We start from the raw sequence: 16919 nt of genomic DNA on the forward strand, positions 1-16919 counted from the left end.
ACGACCTGCACGCAAGCGGCCGATTGCGTCCAAGTCATGCGCCGATGTGATGGCGAGCCCTCACCAACCACCCACCATCGCTGCGCCGTTCGTAGGAGCGTGCCTGCGCGCGACCCGGGCGTTACCGATAAAGCCCGTCGCGCGCAGGCACGCTCCTACGTGGAGCTGCGGCGGCTGCCTCCGTCAGCGGCGTGGCGCGCGCACCGCGGGCTTGCTGGCCGACTTCTTCGCTGCGCTCTTGCCAGCCGCGGTTTTGCCGGCGGTCTTTGCGACCTTGCCGGTTGCGCGTTTGCCCGCGGCTTTCTTTGCCGCACTGCCCGGCGACGTAGCCGCATCCTGCGATGGTCTTGCTGCAGCCGCAGATGCGCGTTTGGCTGGCGCCTTGGTGACCTTTTCGGCTGCCGCCTTGGTGATCTTCCTGGCCGGCGCCTTGGCAGCCTTCTTGACCGTCTTCCCGGTGGCTTTCTTGATCGGCGTTGCAGCGCTGCTGCGCGCTTCCGGTGCGCGGCGCGGCGGTGGCTTGCGGCCGGGGGTGAGCGCGCGCCAGGCGTGTCCACCGTTCATCGCCAGCAAGGCGTCGGCGGCCGAGGGGCCGGCGCTGCCGGCGGCGTAATTGGGGAAATCGCTGGGCGGTTGCTTCCAGGCATCCAGGATCGGTTGCACGATGCGCCAGGCACCTTCCACCATTGCCGCATCCTGGAACAGGCCGGCCTCGCCGTTCATGCAGTCCTGCAGCAGGCGCTCGTAGCCCACCGTGTATTCCTTGGGGAACCAGTCGCGGTAGCGGAAGTCCATGCGCACCGGTGCCAGGCTGACCTGCGCGCCGGGGCGCTTGACGTCGAACTGCAGCGAGATGCCTTCGTCGGGCTGGATGTGCAGCACCAGCCAGTCAGGGCCATAGCCGCCCACTTCGGTGCTGCGGAACGGCGCCAGCGGCGCAGGCTTGAAGCGGATCGCGATCTCGGTGGTGCGCTCGCGCAGACGCTTGCCGGTGCGCAGGTAGAACGGCACACCCGCCCAGCGCCAGGTGTCGACCTGCAGCTTCATCGCCACATAGGTTTCGGTTTCCGAATCGTCCGGCACGGTGTCTTCTTCGCGATAGCCGGGCACGGCGCTGCGGTTGACCGCACCGGAGGCGTACTGGCCACGCACCACGTCTTCGGGCTTGATCGGGCGCACCGCTTCGATCACTTCGGCGCGGCGGCGATGCATCGCTTCGGTGGTGAATGCAGCCGGCGGCTCCATCGCAATCATCGCCAGCAGCTGGAAGAGGTGGTTGGGCACCATGTCGCGCAGGCAACCGGTGGGGTCGTAAAAGCGCCCGCGCCCTTCCACGCCGATGGTTTCGGCGGCGGTGATCTGCACATGATCGATGCGGTCGCGGTTCCACACCGGCTCGAACAGGCCATTGGCGAAACGGAACGCCAGGATGTTCTGCACGGTTTCCTTGCCGAGAAAATGGTCGATGCGGAACACCTGGTCCTCGTGCAAGACCTTGGCGACGGTGGCGTTGAGCGCGACGGCGCTGGGCAGGTCGTGGCCGAAGGGTTTTTCCACGATCACCCGACGCCAGCCCTCGCCCTCGCGTTGCTTGACCAGCCCGGCCTCGCCCAGGTTGAGCAATACCGGCTCGAAGAAGCGTGCGGCGGTAGCCAGATAAAACAGCACGTTGCCCTGGGTGCCGTAGCGCTTGTGCAGCTTCTCCAGCGCGCCACCCAGGGTTTGATAGGCGCCCAGGTCGGTGAAATCGCCGCGCAGATAATGCATGCGCTCGCGCAGCCACTCCCAGGTGTCGGTGTCGAACTCGTCGGTCTGGAATTCGGCATCACGGCTGCTGAGCAGCTCGGTCATCGACTGGCCCATCATCGTGCGCCACGAACGCTCGCTGATATCGCCGTGATCCATGCCGACGATGGCGAACTGCTCGCCCAGTGCGCCGGAGCGGCGCAGGTTGTACAGCGCCGGCATCACCAGGCGCTTGGTCAGATCGCCGCGTGCGCCGAACACCACGATGATGCACGGCGGGGTGGTGGCTTGTTCGTTCATGGATGTGTTTCCTCTTTGCCCATGCGTCCGTGCAGGCGCAATGCCGCATTGACCAGAGCCACGTGGGAATACCCTTGCGGGAAGTTGCCAAGCATGCGCTTGCTGCGCGGGTCGTACTCTTCGGCGAGCAGGCCCACGTCGTTGCACAGCCCGAGCAGACGCTCGAGCAGGGCGCGCGCCTGCTCGGTGCGCCCAAGCAGGGCGTAGTTTTCCACCAGCCAGAAGCTGCAGGCAAGAAAGGTGCCCTCGCCGGCCGGCAAGCCGTCGGCGCTGTCGTCGGCGCGATAGCGCTCGACCAATCCATCGATGGTCAGATCGCGTGCGATCGCATCGGCAGTCGCGGCGATGCGCGGGTCGTCGGCCGGCAGGAACCCCACGATCGGGATCAGCAACAACGACGCATCCAGGCGATCGGAGCCGTAGCTCTGCACGAAGTGCCCGTCCGGGTGCACGCCTTTTTCCAGCACTTCGGCGCGGATGTCGTCGGCGATGCGGCCCCAGTGCGCGCGCTTGGCCGCATCGGCATTGGTGATGCCATCGCGCGCGCCGCAGTCGAACGCCAGCCAGGCCATCACCTTGGAATGCACGAAATGACGGCGCTCGTCGCGGATTTCCCAGATGCCTTCGTCGGGCAGGCGCCACAGCGTTTCCAGCGTTTCCAGCACCTTTTCCAGCAACGATGCCGACGAGCCATCGTCATCGGACGGCGGCGCCACGCCCTTTTCGCGCGCGTAATGGAACGCGCCGATCAACTCGCCGTAGACGTCGAGCTGGAACTGGTCCACCGCGCCGTTGCCGATCCGCACCGGCCTGGAATTTTCATAGCCGGGCAGCCAGTGCGCCTCCCACTCCTGCAGGCGGCGCTCGCCGGCGATGCCGTAGAGCGCCTGCAACTGATCCGGCGAACCGGCGATGGCGCGTTGCACCCAGTCGCGAAAAGCTTCTGCTTCGTCGCGATAGCCGGCCTGCAGCAAGGCGATCAGGGTGAACACCGAATCGCGCAGCCAGCAGTAGCGGTAATCCCAGTTGCGGCTGCCGCCCAGATGCTCGGGCAGCGAGGCAGTCGGTGCGGCGACGATGCCGCCGGTGGGCAGATAGCTGAGCCCTTTCAGTACCACCAGCGAGCGGCGCACCTGCGCGGTCCAGGGGCCGACATCGGTGCAGCGCCGCGCCCAGCCATGCCAGAACGCGGTCGTGCGTTGCAGCGCCTGTTCCGGATCGATCGCCGCCGGCGTGGGCTGATGCGACAGGCCGTGGCTGAGCACAAACCAGGTGCTCTCGCCCTGCCGCAGCGTGAAGTCGGTTTCGGTGCCCATGTCCTCGCCGTGCAGCGCCTGCGGCGAGCGCAGTGCAAGCTGGTCGGGGCCGGCAATGGCGCGGATGCCACCGTCGATGCGCGTCACCCATGGCACGGTGCGGCCATAGTTGAAGCGGAAGGTCAGGCGCATGTGCATCGGCACCTGGCCCTGCACGCAACGCACGATCCGCACCAGGTGCTGGTGGCCGTCGCCTTCATCGCTGGCGACCATGAAGTCGACCAGTTCCACCGTGCCGGTGTCGGTGTGCATGCGCGTGCACAACACCAGGCTGTCGTCTTCGTAGGCACGCTCGCTGCGAAAGTCGCCGGCCGGCGACAACGCCCATTGCCCGTGCTGCTCATCGCCCAGCAGGGACGCGAAAAACGCATCGGAATCGAAACGTGGCAGACACAGCCAGTCGATGGTGCCGCGGTGGTCGACCAGGGCCGCGCTGTGGCAATTGCCCAGCATGGCGTGGTCCTCGATACGCACGCTCATCGTAGAGGCGCTTCCTTCGTGCGAGGGAGCGCCAAGTTTTGCATGCGCGGTGTCGGGATCAGGTTACGACTGCGCCGGCAGACGCAGCAACGGTGGCACCGTGTGTTCCAGGCGACGGATCAGTGCCGGATCCATGTACGCGTAGTCGTCGGGAATCTGCAGGCAGATCACCCGGCAATGGCGCAGATGCGCGGCGAAGCGCTTGCGCAGCAACTGCAGGTGACGACGCTCCATCACCAGCACCAGCTGCGCTTCGTGCAACAGCTCCGGGGTGAGCTGTACCTCCGCATCGGCGGCCAGCCCGGCCGATTGCGTCTGCACGCCCGGCCAGTCGGCGAACACGCGCTCGGCGGTGGGGCTGCGCAGCCGGTTGCGGCTGCACACGAACAGCACCCGCAGCGGTGTGCCGCCGCGCTGGCTCAGCGGCCTTCGCGCAGGAAGCGCGCCATCGAGGACACCCCCGGCAAGGCGGGTTCGAACTGGCCGGCCACATCGATGAAGCCGCGCATGATCGCGATCTCGCGCGGGGTGCGGTTGAGCGCGTCGCGGCGGTCGGCATCGGCGCCGGCACGCAGCAGGCGCTGCACCAGCAACGGCAGGCCGTGCAGTGCGGCCAGGTGCAGCGGGCCGAAACCGCGTTGATCGGCCACGTCCAGCGAGACGTCTTCGTCGAGCAGGCGTTCGACGCCGGCCAGCACCACCTGCTCGTCGCAGGCGGTGCCCGGTTCGGCGCGCGCGCCCAGCACCAGCAGCAAGGGGCTGACCCGGCCGCCGGCCAGGTAGTCCGGGTCGGCGCCGGCCAGCAGCAAGGTATCCAGCAAGGCCAGCAGGCGGCTCTTGTCGCGCGCGGTGAAGCCGTACAGCGCGGCGCAATGCAGCGGCGCCAGGCCTTGGTCGTCGTTGGCGTGCACATCGGCCGCCGCGGTGAGCAGGCGCGCCACGATATCCGGCAGGCCCAGCGCGCAGGCCAGCATCAGCACGGTGACGCCGCCGGGCAGGCGGTGCTCGATCTGCGCGCCGGCCTGCAGCAGCGCGGCCACGATCTCGGTCTGGCGCATGCTCACCGCCGCCGACAACGGCGTGGCGCCGCTATTGGCCGCGCGTTGCGGGTCGGCGCCGCGACCGAGCAGATGCGCCACCACGCCCAGATGGCCACCACCGGCGGCACGCAGCAACGCGGTGCAGCCCTGGGCATCGATCGCATCGACCGGCAGGCCCAGATCGATCAGCCGACGCACCGCATCGGTGTCGCCGACCATTGCGGCGGCCGGCACATCCGCCTCGCGCAGGCTGCGCTGCGGCAGCGACCAGATGCGCCAGTCCAGCCAGTCGGCCAGGTCGCGGCGGCCGATCGACAGCGCCACACCCAGCGGGGTCTGCCCGTCGGCAGCGCGCGCTTCCGGCGAGGCACCCTGCTTGACCAGCAATTTCAGCGACGCCTCGCGGCCCAGCGCGGTGGCCAGGTGCAGCGCGGTCATGCCATGGCTGTCGCGCGCCTCGCGGTCCACGCCGTGTTCCAGCAGCCACTGCTGCAGGCGCAGCCAGCCCAGCCGCACCGCCAGCGACAACGGCGGATCGCCGGCCGCCGATGCGGCGAACGGGTCGGCGCCGCGTTCCAGCAGTTCCAGCGCGAACTGTTCCAGCCCGCGCGATGCCGCATCGTGCTGCACGCAGGCGCTGAGCAGCCGCGTCAGGCCGCCGGCACCGGCCGGCGACACGCCATGGCGCAGCAGCGCCTGCAGCGCCGGCACCGCCTCCACGCCCCGCGACAGCAGCGCAAACATCGGCACATCGCCGCAGGCATCGCGCACTTCGGCATCGGCCCCGTGGCGCAGCAGCCAGTCCACCGCATCGGCGTTCAAGGCCAGATGCGCGTCGTGCAGCAGGCCGCCGAGTTCTTCCGGGCCGCACAGGCGGGCCAGTGCGACCAGACCGTCGCGCTGGCCGAACTGCAGGCCTTCGCGCAGCAGCACCAGTGGCGGGCGATCGGGCAGTACCGCCACGCCGGGGCTCTCGCCGTGCGCGTCACTGACCGCCGCCGGCAAGGGATAGCCGGGATCGAGCAACTGCACGATCGCCCAGCGCCCGGCTTCGGCGGCCACATCCACCGCGCGACGGCCGTGCGCGTCGGCGCTGTCGGCCGGCACCTGCAGCTCGAGCAGGCGCCGGATCAGCGCCGGCGACACGCTGTCGGCGGCGCAGGCCAGCATCACCGCATTGCGGCCCTCGCCGTCGATGGCCAGCACGTCGGCCTTGCGTGCGACCAGGCGTTCGAGCACCCCGCTGCGCGCCTGCCGCGCCGCATCCAGCCACGGCGTGCGGCCGAGCAGGTCGCGCGCTTCCAGATTGGCGCCGGCCGCCAGCAGCGCCTCGACGATGTCGCCATGTCCGGCCAACGCGGCTTCGTGCAGGGCACTGCGGCGTTGGCGGTCGCGCGCATCCACGCGCGCCTTGTGCTTGAGCAGCAGTTGCACGCCGGCCGGGTCGTCTTCCTCGGTGCCGGCCGCGGCCAGCAGCACCGGCGCGCCACCTTCCGGTTCGGAGTGCGCGCCGCGTTCCAGCAGGAACTTGGCCAGCCGCCAGTTGCCGACCTGGCAGGCCATCGCCAGCGGCGAGTGGCCTTCGTTGTTGAGCGCATCGAGTTCGGCGGCGGCATCGCGCAGCAGCGCGGCCACGCCCGGGTCGGAACTGCGCACCGCGTGGTGCAGCGGCGTGTTGCCGTCGTTGTCGCAGGCGCGCGGGTCGGCCCCGTTGGCCAGCAGCGTCATCACCGCATCCGGGCGGCCATGCCAGCTGTCGCGGGTGGCGGCCAGCAACGGGGTCATGCCGCGATGCGGCTGGTTGACGTCGACGCGGCGCACGATCAGCTCGCGCAGCAGGCGCAGATCCGGCAGCACCGCGGCCAGCGCGGGCAGGCTGCGTTGGTCGCGCCACTCCGGCAGCGGCATCGCCTGCGGGTCGGCCCCGGCGTCGAGCAACTGCAGCGCGCGGTCCACGCGTCCGCTGCGCGCGGCCTCGAACAGTTCGGGCACCAGTTGGTGCTGGGCCACCGGCTCCAGCGGTCGCGGCTCGGCCGCCGCTTCGGAAAAGAAATCGGCCGCCTGCAAGGCCGCCGGGGCATCGCTGCGCGCCGGGGCGGCGGTGCGTTGCAACAGCAGGTGGGCAGCGGGCAGCAGCACGCTGGCCGCGATCGCCAGACTCCAGCGCAGGCTGCTCGACAGCCAGCCCGGCCAGGCCAGCGCCACCACCAGCGTGCACATCGCCAGCACCAGGGCAGCGGCCAGCAGGCCGCGCCAGGCGTGCAACTCCTGCGTCGCCAGCGCATGCCAGCGCGGGGCCAGGGCGCCGCCATCGCGTTCGACCTCGCCCCACAGCGGCCAGGTCCGCCACAACCCGAGCAACGCGGCGCTGACCGCCACACTCAAGGCCAATGCGGCGGCCAGGCTGCCGCTGTCGCGCAGGGCGGTCAGCGGCCAGCTGATCAGGGCGGCCAGCGCCAGCAGGCCCACACCCCAGATCGTCAGCAACGGCGGCAAGGCCTGCGCAACCGCGCGCGGCCGGCTGGGCAATGCGCGGCTACCGCGCGCCCACGACACCGCCAGCGCGAACGCCGGCTGCGCCAGCCACAGCGTCACCGCGGCGACACCGCCGCCGATGCCGCCCAGCAACGACAACGCCACGCCGGCCAGGCCGGCCAGCGCTGCGGCCCGCAAGCGTGCGGCCCGTGCGGCCTCAGTCATAGTCGCACTCGCCCGCCAGCACTACCGTCTTGGGCAGTTGCAGATAGAAGCCGTGCCTGGCGAGCGCTTCGCGCACCGTGGCCGCGTCGGCCTGCGCCAGACGGCGCTCCGGCGTCAACGCCACCTCCAGCACGAACGCGAACGGCGCCAGCTGCGCGTGCACGGCGGCGGGAAGACCGGAGAAGTCGTCGCGCGTGGCGAGATAGACGAAGGTGTCCTGCTTGCGTTGGCTTTTATAGACGTAGGCGTGCATGCGCGCGTGGTCGCGCTCGATCGGCAAGTGTGTCGCAGGATTGTGTCCCAATTGCGCCGATGGCGAAAGCGCGGCAACGCGCGAAAACTCCAGCCCCGTCAGCGACATGACCGGCACGTTCAGTTGCGCCATCGACGGGAGGCGCACCCGCCATCGATATACTGAGTCCACTTCTTGCCAGCCAGACCACCGTGAGCCAAGCGCAGCATTCGTCCCAGATGGCCCCGGTCGCCGTCACCGCTTTTACGTCCACCACCGCGCTCGGCGCCGGGCTCGATGCCCAGGCCGCCGCCCTGACTGCTCGCCGCAGCGGCATGCGTCGCAACGATTTCGGCCCGCAGCCGCTGGCGTGCTGGATCGGCCGCGTCGACGGCGTGGAAGACGTCGTGTTGCCGGAGGCCCTGCAAGGCTGGGACTGCCGCAACAATCGCCTGGCCTGGCTGGCCCTGCAGCAGGACGGCATGGCCGAGGCGGTGCAGGCCGCCGCGCAGCGTTACGGCGCCGAGCGCGTGGCGGTGATCATCGGCACCTCTACTTCCAGCATCGGCGCCAGCGAAGAGGCCTACACGCGGCTGGTCGAAGACGCCGACGGCGCGCGCTTTCCCGACGACCTGGATCGCCCGATCGTGCACACCCCGCACTCGCTGGGCGACTTCGTGCAGCACGCCACCGGCCTGCGCGGCCCGAGCGTGACCGTGGCCACCGCCTGTTCGTCCAGCGCCAAGGTGTTTGCCCAGGCCGCGCGCCTGATCGACGCCGGGGTGGTGGATGCCGCCCTGGTCGGCGGCGTGGATACCTTGTGCGGCAGCGTGCTGTTCGGCTTCAACTCGCTGCAGGTGGTGGCGCCGGAGCTGTGCCAGCCGTTCGATGCGCGCCGGGTCGGCCTGAGCCTGGGCGAGGCCGGCGGCTTTGCCATGCTCGAACGCACCGCCGCTGCGCCGGACGCAACGCTGTGGCTGTACGGCTATGGCGAATCCAGCGATGCGCACCATATGTCCGCCCCGCATCCGCAGGGCCTGGGCGCGCAGCTGGCGATGCGCGGCGCGCTCGAACGCGCCGGTCTGGAGCCGGCCGCGGTGGGCTATCTGAACCTGCACGGCACTGCCACCCCGGCCAACGACAGCGTCGAAGCCGCCGCAGTGGCGGCGATCTTCCCGGCCACCCTGCACGCCAGCTCGACCAAGGCCTGGACCGGCCACACCCTGGGCGCAGCCGGCATCGTCGAGTCGGTGATCGCGCTGCTGGCGCTGCGCGACGGCGTGCTGCCGGGCACGCTCAACAGCGAAGTGCCCGACCCCGCCTGCGGCCCGCAGATCCGTTTCGACAATGCCCATTCCAAGATCGATTACGCAATGAACAACTCCTTCGGTTTTGGCGGCAACAACTGCTCGCTGCTGTTCGGGCAGGCCCGCTGATGCTGGCTGCCACCATCGAGGGGATCGGCTTCTGGACCCAGGGCCTGCCGAGCTGGGACGCCGCTGCGGCGTTCGTGCGCGGCGGCGCGCTGCAGGACACCGGCGCGCGCCCGGCGCCGCAGCTGCTGGCCGCCAACGAGCGCCGTCGCGCACCGGACACGGTGGCGGTCTCGCTGGAGGCCGCGCTGGCCGCCTGCACCGCCGCCGGCCGCGAGCCGGCCAGCCTGCCGTCGATCTTCACTTCCACATACGGCGACCTGGCCATCTCCGACTACATGTGCACCACCCTGGCCAGCGACCCCACGGCGATCTCGCCGACCAAGTTCCACAACTCGGTGCACAACGCCGCGGCCGGCTACTGGACCATCGGCGCCGGGGCGATGACCCCGGCCACCGCGATCAGCGCCAGCCTGGGCAGCTTCGCGCAGGGCTTGCTGGAGGCGCTGGTCCAACGTGCCGCCGGCATGGACGCAGTGCTGCTGGCCGGCTACGACGCCCGCTCGGTCGGGCCGCTGGGTCGGGTCGCCCCCAGCCAGGGGCTGCTCGGTGGCGCGCTGGTGCTGGGTGCGCCCGGCCAGGCCGGCAAGCCGCAGCTGCGGGCGTGGCTGGACGACGGCACGCCGACGCCGGGCGCCGGCCCGCTGGCGCGGCATGTCGCCGCCAATGCGATGGCGCCGATGCTGCCGTTGTTCGACCTGATCGCCACTGGCGGCGAACGCGTGGCGCTGTACGCCGGCCCGGGCCGGGTGTTGCGCGTGGAGCTCCAGCAGTGAGCCGGCAGCCACTGACCCGCGAGGACACCGCGATCCTGGTGCCGGCGCTGAACGAATCGCTGCGCATCCGCGAAGTGGTCAACGATGCGCTGACCTATTGTTCCAACGTGATCGTGATCGACGACGGCTCCGATGACGGCACTGCCGACTGCATCGCCGGCCTGCCGATCACCTTGATCCGGCACCCGCAGCGCAAGGGCAAGGGCGCCGCGTTGCGCAGCGGGTTTGCGCAGGCGCAGCGGATGGGCATGCGCGCGGTGATGACCATGGACGGCGACGGCCAGCACAAGGCCGCCGACTTCCCGCGCCTGTTGGCGGCGGCCAACCGCCACCCCGGCTGCGTCATCGTCGGCGCCCGCATGCGCAAGCGCGCCACTCAGCCCACCATCCGCCGCATCGGCAACGATTTCGGCGACTGGGGCATCGCCTGGGCCTGCGGCTTCCAGCTGGTCGACAGCCAGAGCGGCCAGCGCCTGTATCCGGCCTCGGTGTTCACCCTGCCCGACGTGCCCGGCGAAGGTTTCGTGTTCGAAGCGCAACTGCTGATTTCCGCCGCACGCCAGGCCGGCGCGCGCGTGGTCGCGGTGCCGATCGAAACCCGCTACGCCGGCACCTCGCCGGGCGCGTTCCGCAAGAGCCATTTCCGCCTGGTACGCGATCTGTGGGAAATCACCTCGCATGTGGTGGTCCAGGCCTGGAGCTACGGGCATATCTGGCGCGAGTACCGCCGCGTGCGCGCCAACCCGGTGCTGATCGACGACGCTGACGGCGAATTTGCTACTGTGCCGGCGGTTACCAAGAGCAAGCCATCCCCATGAATGCACAGCGTGCCGATGTCGTTATCACCGGTGGTGGCCTGGCCGGCCTGAGTCTGGCCCTGCAGCTGCGCCAACGCGACCCCGAACTGGCGATCACCGTGCTGGAGCGCCGTGCGCACCCGGTGCGCGAGGCGGCGTTCAAGGTGGGCGAGTCCACGGTGGAGATCGGCGCGCACTACTTCGCCGAGGTCTTGGGCCTGCGCGAGCATCTGGAGACCGAGCAGATCCGCAAGTTCGGGTTCCGCTTCTTCTTCTCCGACAAGCGCGAGGACATCGACCGCTGCACCGAGCTGGGCGTGAGCCGGATCCTGCCGACGCCGTCGTGGCAGATCGACCGTGGCCGCTTCGAAAATTTCCTCGGCGAGCGCGCCCGCGCGCAGGGCATCACGTTTGTCGACAACTGCAGCGTCAAGGGCGTGGACCTGTCCGATGACCAGGCCGACCACGCCGTGCGCTACGAGCGCGCAGGCGAGGCCGGCACACTGAGCGCACGCTGGGTGGTGGATGCCAGCGGCCGCGCCGGCCTGCTCAAGCGCAAGCTCGGCCTGGCGCAGGACAATGCGCACAACGCCAATGCGGTGTGGTGGCGTGTGGAAGGCCTGATCGACCCCAATGGCTGGTCGCAGGACAGCAACTGGCTGCAGCGCTGCACGCCGCCGGACCGCTGGCGCTCGACCAACCACATGTGCGGGCCGGGCTACTGGTTCTGGCTGATTCCGCTGTCGTCCGGCGCGCATTCGCTGGGCATCGTCTGCGATGGGTCGATGCACCCGCTGGACACGATGAACACCCACGACAAGGCGATGACCTGGCTGCGCACGCATCAGCCGCAGGTCGCCGCCACACTCGACAAGGCCGACTACCGGCTGCAGGACTTCCTGTTCCTGCGTAACTTCTCCTATGGCTGCAAGCAGGTGTTCTCGCCGCAGCGCTGGGCACTGACCGGCGAGGCGGGCTTGTTCCTGGACCCGTTCTATTCGCCCGGTAGCGACTTCATTGCGATTTCCAATACCTACATCTGCGAACTGATCGGCCGCGACCGCGCCGGCAGATCGCTCAGCCCGTATGTGGAGCTGTATCAGCAGCTGTATTTCTCGTTCTACGAAAACACCCTGACCCTGTACCAGGACCAGTACGCGCTGTTCGGCGACGCGCAGGTGATGCCGGTCAAGGTGATCTGGGACTACACCTACTACTGGTCGCTGCTGGCGCCGCTGTTCTGCAGCGGACGCATTGCCGACCTCAGCCTGCTCTCGCGCATGAAGTCCGATTTCTTCTATGCGCGCGACATGAATCTGGCCATGCAGCGTGTGCTGCACGACTGGGGCCAGCACAACACTGCACAAGGCCTGGCCACCGACGATGGGCGCCTGCTCGATCAATACCTGATCGGCTGGTTCAACGAACTCAATGGCGCCTTGAACGACACCCTCGACGACGATGCCTTTGCCGCACGCATCCACAGCAACGTGGCGCAGATGGCGGTGCTGGCACGCGAGATCCTGCAGCAGGCACGCCAGCGCCATGCCGCACTGCCGGACCACGGGCTGGACGCCTTGACCGCCAACGCCATCGGCGAGCCGATCCTCACCGCCGCCTGGTACGCCGACGCGGCGTGAGTTTGAAAACCGCGCCGGCAACGGCGCGTTTTTTTCTTGATTTGCGCTAGCTTGCCCCGCGCGTGTGATGCACCACGGCGACACCGGCGGCCAGCCCGAGCCTACATGGACGTACTTGCAGCCTGTCCCGCAACGGTCCCTGCGGCCAAGCCGCAGCTCCTCCGCTCTACAGCCGACGCATCTGCACGGTTCAATCGCTCTCACGCCAAACAAGGCGCTGAGCTTCAGCGTCGTTACGACATCCCAAAGCAGGGCTGGTCGGGGGGCGTGCCCATCAGGTGGCGAACACGGTCGTTTTCGTTAGCCGCTCTCAGCCCATCCCACCATTGATGCCGATGACCTGGCCGTTGATGTAGCCGGCTGACTCCGAACACAGAAACGCCACCAACGCGGCCACTTCGTCGGGCTTGCCGACCCGGCCGGCCGGTACCAGTTGCTTGATCACTTCCGGCGCGAAGCTTTCGCCGACCATCTCGCTTTCGATCACGCCCGGCGCGACCACGTTGACGGCGATGCCGCGGCTGGCCATCTCGCGCGACAGCGATTTGCTGGCGCCGTGCAAGGCGGCCTTGGCCGCGGCGTAGTTGGTCTGCCCGCGATTGCCCAGCACCGCCGCCACCGACGACACGCTGACGATGCGGCCCCAGCGCGTACGCGCCATCGGCAGCAGCAGCGGCTGGGTGACATTGAAGAACCCGTGCAGCGACACGTCGATGACCCGATGCCACTGTTCGGCGTTCATGCCCGCCATCGGCGCATCGTCGTGGATGCCGGCGTTGTTGACCACGATCTGGATCGGGCCGCCCTCCAGCAGGCTTGCCAGCGCCACCGCACTGGCCTGCGCATCGGCCACATCGAACGCCACCGCCTCGGCGCTGCCGCCGTCGGCCACGATCGCTGCAACCACGTCATCGGCGCGGGCGATATTGCGATTGGCATGCACGATCACATGGCGCCCCTGCGCCGCCAGCTGACGGCAGATCGCACCACCAAGATCGCCGCTGCCGCCGGTGACGAGTGCGCGGCGCTGTGGAATGGAAGTGCTCATGGAAGCCTCGATGAAAGCCGCAGACGCGACGGCGGAAAGAGCCTCATCCTAACGACTCGCAGCAGGCGCAGGAATAGATCCAGCATTGATCGCCTACATCTTGTAGGAGCGCGCTTGCGCGCGATGCGGCGTCAGCGGTAAGGCCATCGCGCGCAAGCGCGCTCCTACGGGGCTTGGGTGGCCTGCGCGGCGCCCAGCATGACCGTGGCGCGACCTTCGGCGAGCAATTGCGCGCCGTGGCTCAGGCGAAAACTGTATTGCTGGCTGTCCTCGCCCTGCAGCAACACCTGCGCTTCGCAGACGATCGCATCGGGCAGGTCGTCCAGATACGCGACGTGCAAGTCCACTGCGCGCAACGCCACCAGCATGCCCGGGCGCACCGGCTTGCCCGATTCGCGGCCGAGCAAGCCGCCATGCACGGCCATGGCTTGCGCGCCGTATTCGCATAGATGCAGCGCACGCAGGCGGCCATTGCAACGCAGCGGATGCGTGTCGCTGCGATGGGCATCGCTGCGCAACACGATGCGCTGCGCATCCCATTCCAGCACTGCTTCCCACAGGCACATGCTGCCCTGGTGCGGAATCAGCGCAGCAATCGCCTCACGTCCCTGCATGTACATCTCCGTGTCTTGCGCGCTCCAGCGCCGGCTCGCGCGACACCAGCAAGGCGAGGATGAAATTGAACAATACCCCCAGCGCCACCGTGCTGCCGATCGCACGCAACACCGGGATGCTGGAGGCAGCCAGTAGCGCGAACACCAGCAGCGTCATCAGGCTGCACACGATCAGCGCATGCAGCGTGCGCAGCTGGTCGGCGTGATCGTCGCCGGCATGGTCGAAGAACAATGCGTAATCCAGGCCCAGGCCTGCCGCCAGGATCAGCGCGATCAGATGGAACAGGTTGAGCTCCACCCCCATGCCGCGCAGGATCGCCAGGATCAGCACCGTGGTCAGCGCCATCGGCAGCAATACGCGCACGATCCGGCGCGGGCTGCGCAACGCGATCGCCACCGTCACCGCCAGCAACAGCGCGGCCAGCAACAGCGCGCCGAGCACACGCCCGCGATACGCGGCCACCAGGGACTCGGACGCATCCTTCAGATCCAGCAACTGCGCGCCGCTGCCTTGCACGGCGGCGGCCAGTACCGACGGATCGCGCAGGCCGGTCAACGACACCAACGCAGTGCTGCGATCGCCGCGGCCCAGCAGCAGTCCGCCGACCGACGTTGCCATCGGCGAGCCGGCCAGGTCCTTCGGCAACAGCGGGGCGGCGCGCTTGGCAGCGTCCAGGTCCTGCAGGAACGGCGCGAACGCGTCACTGCGAAACGGTGTGGCGGCCACCGCACTGTCGGTCAATGCGCGCGCTTGCGCAGCATCCGGCAACGCAGCCTGACGCGCATGCTGGGTCTTGATGCTGGGCAGATAGCGCGCGGCCATGTCGTAACCGGTCAATGCGCCGTCGCGCACCAGGGCATCCAGGCGCGGGCGCAACTGCTCGCTGGCCTGCAGCGCGGCCTCGTCGTTGGCGGCAGGCAGCGCGAGCACGTAACGCACGTCGGGGGCGCCCAGTTCCTGGCGCAGATGCGTGTCCTGCGCCAGGGCCTTGGGCGGCACCGGGGTCAATTTCGACAGATCGTTTTGCCAGAACTGCCCCGGCGCGAACGCGATCACCGCGATGCCGACCAGCGCAATCAGCGCCAGGCTGATGCGCGGCCGTGGCAGGCGCGCGATGCCGCGCCACAGCGCGGCGAGCATGCGTGAATCGGCGTAGTCGCGCGGTGCCGGGTCAATCAACGATGGCAACAGCCACCGCGTGGTGATCGCGGCAGTCGCCAGCCCGGCGATGGTGAACACCGCCAGCTGCCGTAAGCCGTCCACCCCGGAAAACAGGAAGGTCACATAGGCAATGCAGGTGGACACCACGCCGGTGGCCAGCGTCGGCCATAGATGACGCGCGTTGTCGCGTGGATCCAGACCCGGGCGCTGATGACTGAACAGGTGGATCGGGTAATCCTGCACCACGCCGATCAGGGTGAAGCCGAAGGCCACGGTGATGCCATGCACGCCATCGAACAGCAGCGCCACCGCAGCCAGACCGGCCAGGCCGGCGCTGGCCAATGGCAGCACGCCGAGCACCGGAATCTTCCAGCTGCGATAGGCGACCAGCAGCAACAACACCAGTCCCACCGTATCCAGCGTCCCGATCCACTGCGCCTCGCCCTGCGTGCGCGCGGTGATTTCCACGGCAAATGCACCGGGGCCGGTCAAGGTAAGCCGGGTCGTACTGCCCTTGCTGACCTTGGCGAAGGCCGCCTGCACCGCGTCGTAGGCCAGTTGCTGACCGGTGGGATCAAAGCCGGCTGCGCGCGTCTGCACGACCAGCAAGGCCGAGGTACCGGCACGGTCGAACCACACCGCGTTGCGCGTCTGCGGCGGCGCGGCCGGCTGCAGGGTTTCGGCCAGATGCAGCACTTCCAGCGTGGGGTCGCGCGGTAGCAACGGCTCCACCAGCGCCGCCGCCGGCGACCCCAGATCCTGCACGCGCGACTGCAATGCCGCTTGCAGGGTGTGCGCATCCAGCGGCGTGGTGTCGAAGCTGTCGCTGAGCAGATAGCGATACGGCAGCAGGCGCTCGGGGATCGCATCCAGCCCCGCAGTGCCGCCATTGCCGACCAGCTCGAACAGTTCCGGTTGTGCGGCCAGGGCCTGCTGCAGGGCCTGCGACTGCGCGGCAAGCGTGGCCGGGTCGCTGTTGGACAACGCCATCAGCAACAGGCGCGAGCCGGGGCCTTCGCCCAGTTCTTCGATCAGCAGTTTCTGCGCCGGCGTGCGCGGGGCGGGCATAAATTTGCGCAGATCACCGGTGACCTTGAGCGTCTCGCTCAACCAGAACCCGGCCACCGCCAGCAACGCTAGCCACAGCAACGCCAGGCCGATGCGGCGGTTTGCGTTCAACTTAAACGCCATGCGCAAGCCTCGCTGTGCCAGCGGAACGTCCACCGGCCGCGCGCGCGGCATCGGGCTGTGAGGGCGCCTTTGCGTCGCTGCGGGCGGGCATGAATTTGCGCAGATCGCCGGTGACCTTGAGCGTCTCGCTCAACCAGAACCCAGCCACCGCCAGCAACGCCAGCCACAGCAGCGCCAGGCCGATGCGGCGATTTGCGTTCAACTTAAACGCCATGCGCAAGCCTCGCTGTGCCAGCGGAACGTCCACCGGCCGCGCGCGCGGCATCGGGCTGTGCGGGCGCCTTTGCGTTGCTGCGGGCGGGCATGAATTTGCGCAGATCACCGGTGACCTTGAGCGTCTCGCTCAACCAGAACCCGGCCACCGCCAGCAACGCCAGCAACAGTAGCGCCAGGCCGATGCGGCGGTTTGCGTTCAACTTAAACGCCATGCGCAAGCCTCGCTGT

At 68.9% G+C, this 16919-nt stretch carries 14 protein-coding genes; 4 read left to right on the forward strand and 10 right to left on the reverse strand.

Annotated features, from left to right (window positions below):
* Window positions 1–183: 183 nt before the first annotated feature.
* The 5 genes from zwf to ACCQ04_RS19260 all read right to left on the reverse strand — a co-directional run bounded on the left by zwf (window position 184) and on the right by ACCQ04_RS19260 (window position 7835).
* Window positions 184–2046 carry a glucose-6-phosphate dehydrogenase gene (zwf, locus tag ACCQ04_RS19240; protein ID WP_226427917.1) on the reverse strand — a complete coding sequence of 621 codons (1863 nt, stop codon included), beginning with the start codon at window positions 2044–2046 and terminating at the stop codon, window positions 184–186.
* Window positions 2043–3842 carry a glycoside hydrolase family 15 protein gene (locus tag ACCQ04_RS19245; RefSeq protein WP_226427916.1) on the reverse strand — a complete coding sequence of 600 codons (1800 nt, stop codon included), beginning with the start codon at window positions 3840–3842 and terminating at the stop codon, window positions 2043–2045. The genes zwf and ACCQ04_RS19245 overlap by 4 nt, the downstream gene beginning before the upstream one ends.
* A 63-nt stretch (window positions 3843–3905) precedes the next feature.
* Window positions 3906–4235, reverse strand: a complete 330-nt coding sequence (locus tag ACCQ04_RS19250) for a low molecular weight protein tyrosine phosphatase family protein (RefSeq protein ID WP_016902847.1) — start codon at window positions 4233–4235, stop codon at window positions 3906–3908.
* 26 nt (window positions 4236–4261) lie between these two features.
* Entirely contained in the window at window positions 4262–7582 is a 3321-nt protein-coding gene (locus ACCQ04_RS19255) for an ankyrin repeat domain-containing protein (RefSeq protein ID WP_226427915.1), read from the reverse strand.
* Entirely contained in the window at window positions 7575–7835 is a 261-nt protein-coding gene (locus ACCQ04_RS19260; RefSeq protein WP_024940580.1) for a YcgL domain-containing protein, read from the reverse strand. Before ACCQ04_RS19260 ends, ACCQ04_RS19255 begins: the two co-directional genes overlap by 8 nt.
* Window positions 7836–8053: 218 nt before the next feature.
* Here ACCQ04_RS19260 and ACCQ04_RS19265 point away from each other — a divergent pair, with 218 nt between their 5' ends.
* The 4 genes from ACCQ04_RS19265 to ACCQ04_RS19280 are packed head-to-tail and all read left to right on the forward strand — an operon-like array spanning window position 8054 to window position 12460.
* Window positions 8054–9250 carry a beta-ketoacyl-[acyl-carrier-protein] synthase family protein gene (locus ACCQ04_RS19265; RefSeq protein ID WP_046345038.1) on the forward strand — a complete coding sequence of 399 codons (1197 nt, stop codon included), beginning with the start codon at window positions 8054–8056 and terminating at the stop codon, window positions 9248–9250.
* Window positions 9250–10023 carry a beta-ketoacyl synthase chain length factor gene (locus ACCQ04_RS19270; RefSeq protein ID WP_024940578.1) on the forward strand — a complete coding sequence of 258 codons (774 nt, stop codon included), beginning with the start codon at window positions 9250–9252 and terminating at the stop codon, window positions 10021–10023. Before ACCQ04_RS19265 ends, ACCQ04_RS19270 begins: the two co-directional genes overlap by 1 nt.
* Window positions 10020–10841: a glycosyltransferase family 2 protein gene (locus tag ACCQ04_RS19275; protein ID WP_065033431.1), complete on the forward strand. Its 822-nt coding sequence runs from the start codon at window positions 10020–10022 to the stop codon at window positions 10839–10841. The genes ACCQ04_RS19270 and ACCQ04_RS19275 overlap by 4 nt, the downstream gene beginning before the upstream one ends.
* Window positions 10838–12460, forward strand: a complete 1623-nt coding sequence (locus ACCQ04_RS19280) for an NAD(P)/FAD-dependent oxidoreductase (protein ID WP_226427914.1) — start codon at window positions 10838–10840, stop codon at window positions 12458–12460. The genes ACCQ04_RS19275 and ACCQ04_RS19280 overlap by 4 nt, the downstream gene beginning before the upstream one ends.
* Before the next feature lie 310 nt (window positions 12461–12770).
* Here ACCQ04_RS19280 and fabG read toward each other — a convergent pair whose 3' ends face one another.
* From fabG to ACCQ04_RS19305, 5 genes are all read right to left on the reverse strand, one after another.
* The gene (gene fabG / locus ACCQ04_RS19285; RefSeq protein ID WP_046345042.1) at window positions 12771–13508 is read right to left on the reverse strand and encodes a 3-oxoacyl-ACP reductase FabG; all 738 of its coding nucleotides are present in this window, start codon (window positions 13506–13508) and stop codon (window positions 12771–12773) included.
* A gap of 164 nt (window positions 13509–13672) precedes the next feature.
* Window positions 13673–14122 (reverse strand): hotdog family protein, encoded by a 450-nt coding sequence (locus tag ACCQ04_RS19290; RefSeq protein ID WP_024940573.1) that lies wholly within the window; start codon window positions 14120–14122, stop codon window positions 13673–13675.
* Window positions 14109–16475, reverse strand: a complete 2367-nt coding sequence (locus ACCQ04_RS19295) for an MMPL family transporter (RefSeq protein WP_226427913.1) — start codon at window positions 16473–16475, stop codon at window positions 14109–14111. Before ACCQ04_RS19295 ends, ACCQ04_RS19290 begins: the two co-directional genes overlap by 14 nt.
* The gene (locus tag ACCQ04_RS19300) at window positions 16465–16740 is read right to left on the reverse strand and encodes a hypothetical protein (RefSeq protein WP_372358596.1); all 276 of its coding nucleotides are present in this window, start codon (window positions 16738–16740) and stop codon (window positions 16465–16467) included. The genes ACCQ04_RS19295 and ACCQ04_RS19300 overlap by 11 nt, the downstream gene beginning before the upstream one ends.
* Window positions 16679–16903, reverse strand: coding sequence for a hypothetical protein (locus tag ACCQ04_RS19305; protein WP_372358597.1), 225 nt, complete (start codon window positions 16901–16903; stop codon window positions 16679–16681). The genes ACCQ04_RS19300 and ACCQ04_RS19305 overlap by 62 nt, the downstream gene beginning before the upstream one ends.
* Window positions 16904–16919: the final 16 nt, after the last annotated feature.

Source organism: Xanthomonas sp. NCPPB 2866 (genome assembly GCF_041475745.2).
Taxonomy (GTDB): domain Bacteria; phylum Pseudomonadota; class Gammaproteobacteria; order Xanthomonadales; family Xanthomonadaceae; genus Xanthomonas; species Xanthomonas arboricola.

Excerpts from the sequence above, each read along its gene's own strand:
- zwf (WP_226427917.1), bottom strand. The coding sequence starts at position 2,046 with ATGAACGAACAAGCCACCACCCCGCCGTGCATCATCGTGGTGTTCGGC.
- ACCQ04_RS19245 (WP_226427916.1), bottom strand. The coding sequence starts at position 3,842 with ATGAGCGTGCGTATCGAGGACCACGCCATGCTGGGCAATTGCCACAGC.
- ACCQ04_RS19255 (WP_226427915.1), bottom strand. The coding sequence starts at position 7,582 with ATGACTGAGGCCGCACGGGCCGCACGCTTGCGGGCCGCAGCGCTGGCC.
- ACCQ04_RS19260 (WP_024940580.1), bottom strand. The coding sequence starts at position 7,835 with ATGCACGCCTACGTCTATAAAAGCCAACGCAAGCAGGACACCTTCGTC.
- ACCQ04_RS19265 (WP_046345038.1), top strand. The coding sequence starts at position 8,054 with ATGGCCCCGGTCGCCGTCACCGCTTTTACGTCCACCACCGCGCTCGGC.
- ACCQ04_RS19270 (WP_024940578.1), top strand. The coding sequence starts at position 9,250 with ATGCTGGCTGCCACCATCGAGGGGATCGGCTTCTGGACCCAGGGCCTG.
- ACCQ04_RS19280 (WP_226427914.1), top strand. The coding sequence starts at position 10,838 with ATGAATGCACAGCGTGCCGATGTCGTTATCACCGGTGGTGGCCTGGCC.
- fabG (WP_046345042.1), bottom strand. The coding sequence starts at position 13,508 with ATGAGCACTTCCATTCCACAGCGCCGCGCACTCGTCACCGGCGGCAGC.
- ACCQ04_RS19290 (WP_024940573.1), bottom strand. The coding sequence starts at position 14,122 with ATGCAGGGACGTGAGGCGATTGCTGCGCTGATTCCGCACCAGGGCAGC.
- ACCQ04_RS19295 (WP_226427913.1), bottom strand. The coding sequence starts at position 16,475 with ATGGCGTTTAAGTTGAACGCAAACCGCCGCATCGGCCTGGCGTTGCTG.
- ACCQ04_RS19300 (WP_372358596.1), bottom strand. The coding sequence starts at position 16,740 with ATGCCGCGCGCGCGGCCGGTGGACGTTCCGCTGGCACAGCGAGGCTTG.
- ACCQ04_RS19305 (WP_372358597.1), bottom strand. The coding sequence starts at position 16,903 with ATGGCGTTTAAGTTGAACGCAAACCGCCGCATCGGCCTGGCGCTACTG.